Raw genomic sequence first — 2,767 nt, forward strand, 5'->3', positions numbered from 1 at the left:
ATCCTGAGCAGCTTAATCAGCAAAGGTTTAAGTGTGCCGCACAGATGCGAGAACCGCTATAGATTAAGATATTGTTTTTATTTACTGAATTTGATTATTCTCTAGCCACTTGGTAGCTTCACTAATAAACAATTTTGCATTTTCTAAAGTTTTGCCTGCTTGTTGTTGAGTGATGGGTATCGTTTCATCATAATCACTTAACTGTCTTAAATCAAAAGTCTCACTCAAGGTTCTTGATAAGTTTTGAGATAATTCTCCAGTTTTAATAAATTGTTGTCCAAATTGTTGAATCAAGCCTCTGTGAGTTCTAGTATTGACGTTTTTAGCAGCAAAGAGAGCTTGTATTGTATAATATAAGGCGTAATAAGCGCGAGAAATACAAGCACGATATAGAGTATTTTCCCACAAAATTTCAGCAGCAGATAATTCTTCTTTAGCTAGACTTAGTAATGTTTGAATGCGGTTCACAAAGCTATACCTTCTCGGCGAATATTTTCTAATAAAGGAGTATCTTTACATAAAAAGTCTTCTTCAGATATGGGCAAAACTGAGATGAGTTGATCGTATTTAAGGTTAATTTGATTTTTAACTTCTCCCATACGGAAAATTTCATCTCCAGGAGAAACTGGACTTTTTAAAATTACCATGATGTCAATATCAGAGTCTTCTGTTGCATCCCCTCTTGCTTGAGAACCGTACAGAACTAAGTTTATTAATTTATCGCCATAGATTTTTTCTAGTGCTTGGCGAAATTCTGTGATAAGTTTTTCGAGTTTTTTCATAATTTATCAATTTTAGACCTTCAAACCATTCTTCCCAAACTTTAGCCCCATCTTCTTGCGGTTTGTCATTAGCTATTTTTTAACAAAGCCTCCCCTTTTGAAGTCAATTCCCAACGATCACGCGGCGATTCTTTTTCCACATAACGTTTGACTAAGCCTCGCTGGCAAAGATTTTTTAAGACTGTCATCATATCAGGTTCTCTAGGAACATCTCGGCGGGAAAGTGCGTTAGCTAATTCGTACCAACTCCATTTTCCTTTTCCTTTTTCAACTAATTGGAGAAGTACCAATTCAAGTTGGGTTAACTGTACGGTATCTTTCATGATTAATCCTCTATACTTGGGTGAAATAAAACGCCAAATCCTTCTTTTAAACCATAATCTTCAAGGGTTGCTGTGTGAGCATTATTCCACAATTTGTAAGCCAGATCTGGATCGGGTGGCTGTCCAGTGGGATAGCCTAGTTTTTTATATCTAATGTACTCCCGCAATTCATGGGTATAAAATCTTAAATCGACCATTTCAGGTTTAAGTCTGCCTTGGGCTACTTTTCTTAACCTTTCTACCATTTTCAGTTCTGCTTGACCTACTGGATTAAATCTGCGGACATGAAATTCAACTAAATTAACTCCTCTGTCAGTAATTTTTACTTCTTGATAGGATAATTTAAGAATTTTACCTCCCGCTTTAGATGGTTCAAATAACCTTCCGCTAATAGCTCCTTTCTCTTGCATTATAGATTAATTCATCAGTCCTTTATTTTGATTTTTTAATTTTAGTAACAGCTATTTTTTATGAGAACAACCTTCCCCAAAATCATTTTTCAAGATTTTTGATCCTGTCGAGAGCCTTACGATACTCTTCCATATTGCCTTGCTGCGAGTAAAGTTGTGCTGCTTGATTGTAGTCAGCGATCGCACCTTGCTTGTCTCCTAAGTTATACTTGGCATTCCCGCGATTGTTGTAGGCAAGAGCATAGTCAGGTTTGATTTTAATGGCTTGATTGTAGTCTGCGATCGCACCTTGGTAGTCTCCTGATTCACCTTTGTTATAGGCACTGTTAAACCACTCCTCGGCGGTCAATTGTACGGTTTTGGGGTGTAACTCTGGCTTAACTTGGGTAATGCCCCACTGTAGCCGATAAAAAGCCGTAGCATCATCAATCTGCTCAAACTTAACCCAATTAAGTTCTTGTAGGAATAGTAAATCACTAGGAATATTATTAACCCCTGGTAACAAAACAGGAATAACAGGAATTTTTTGATCAACAAATTTAGTAATAAGCGATCGCAGTTCCATGACCTGCCACATTCCTAATCCCTTAGTACCAATAATAATAGCTGCCGATTTAATCAGGGGAATAGCTTTTTGAATTTCATCCTGAAATGACATCCCTGGTGGGATTTGTTCCTCATCTAGCCAAGGTTTTAACCCTCGTTCCCTCAGTTTTTTAGCGATCACCCTTACTTGCGGTTTATCCACACTATTATGAGCCAGGAAAACATCAAACTGCTGAGACATTTAAAGAACCTCCTAATCTAATTTTCAACCCCAGCAATCTCTGCTAGAGCCAGTGCATACCGACTTAAATCCTGCCTGAGAGCCTCTAACTCCCCTCGCCTCAGCCTCTAATGTTGCCATTCTCCTTTCCAATTATATGACGGGATTTAGCTTATTACTCCGAATATTGGGCTGGGTGGAGAGTGGCGATTGTCCTGAAAAAAACGGCTCCGACTAGATGCAGAAATCGTTAGAATAATCAAAGAATGACTTCTCCTGAACGATAGTCATTTCCGAAACACAACAGGCTCTTTTCTTCTCGTACCAATTGACAACCCTGTTGACTGAGATAACGTAACAAATCTCGACGCTTCATGAGGCGATCAAAGTCGGTACAATTTGGACATGGGTTGATGCAGAAAAGATTAGATAATACCATTTTTCTAAAGTAATGGCAGAGATGGTTAATCGCCCTCACCCCTAACC

General features: G+C 38.3%; 5 protein-coding genes and 1 pseudogene. All 6 read right to left on the reverse strand.

Annotation, left to right across the window (positions count from 1 at the left end; genetic code table 11):
- Positions 1-81 precede the first annotated feature (81 nt).
- On the reverse strand, positions 82-468 hold the full coding sequence (locus tag IQ242_RS21755; RefSeq protein ID WP_193961374.1) for a HEPN domain-containing protein: 387 nt from the start codon (positions 466-468) through the stop codon (positions 82-84).
- The gene (locus IQ242_RS21760) at positions 465-782 is read right to left on the reverse strand and encodes a nucleotidyltransferase domain-containing protein (RefSeq protein WP_193961375.1); all 318 of its coding nucleotides are present in this window, start codon (positions 780-782) and stop codon (positions 465-467) included. The genes IQ242_RS21755 and IQ242_RS21760 overlap by 4 nt, the downstream gene beginning before the upstream one ends.
- A gap of 68 nt (positions 783-850) precedes the next feature.
- The gene (locus tag IQ242_RS21765) at positions 851-1,105 is read right to left on the reverse strand and encodes a hypothetical protein (RefSeq protein WP_002732184.1); all 255 of its coding nucleotides are present in this window, start codon (positions 1,103-1,105) and stop codon (positions 851-853) included.
- A gap of 2 nt (positions 1,106-1,107) precedes the next feature.
- Positions 1,108-1,515, reverse strand: coding sequence for a hypothetical protein (locus tag IQ242_RS21770; RefSeq protein WP_193961376.1), 408 nt, complete (start codon positions 1,513-1,515; stop codon positions 1,108-1,110).
- Positions 1,516-1,597: 82 nt separating this feature from the next.
- Positions 1,598-2,302, reverse strand: a complete 705-nt coding sequence (locus IQ242_RS21775) for a TIR domain-containing protein (protein WP_193961377.1) — start codon at positions 2,300-2,302, stop codon at positions 1,598-1,600.
- 238 nt (positions 2,303-2,540) lie between these two features.
- Positions 2,541-2,767, reverse strand: a pseudogene (locus tag IQ242_RS21780) (hypothetical protein); the annotation flags it as partial.

Source organism: Microcystis sp. LEGE 08355 (assembly GCF_015207185.1).
Classification (GTDB): Bacteria; Cyanobacteriota; Cyanobacteriia; order Cyanobacteriales; family Microcystaceae; genus Microcystis; species Microcystis panniformis.

Excerpts from the sequence above, each read along its gene's own strand:
- IQ242_RS21775 (WP_193961377.1), bottom strand. The coding sequence starts at position 2,302 with ATGTCTCAGCAGTTTGATGTTTTCCTGGCTCATAATAGTGTGGATAAA.
- IQ242_RS21770 (WP_193961376.1), bottom strand. The coding sequence starts at position 1,515 with ATGCAAGAGAAAGGAGCTATTAGCGGAAGGTTATTTGAACCATCTAAA.
- IQ242_RS21765 (WP_002732184.1), bottom strand. The coding sequence starts at position 1,105 with ATGAAAGATACCGTACAGTTAACCCAACTTGAATTGGTACTTCTCCAA.
- IQ242_RS21760 (WP_193961375.1), bottom strand. The coding sequence starts at position 782 with ATGAAAAAACTCGAAAAACTTATCACAGAATTTCGCCAAGCACTAGAA.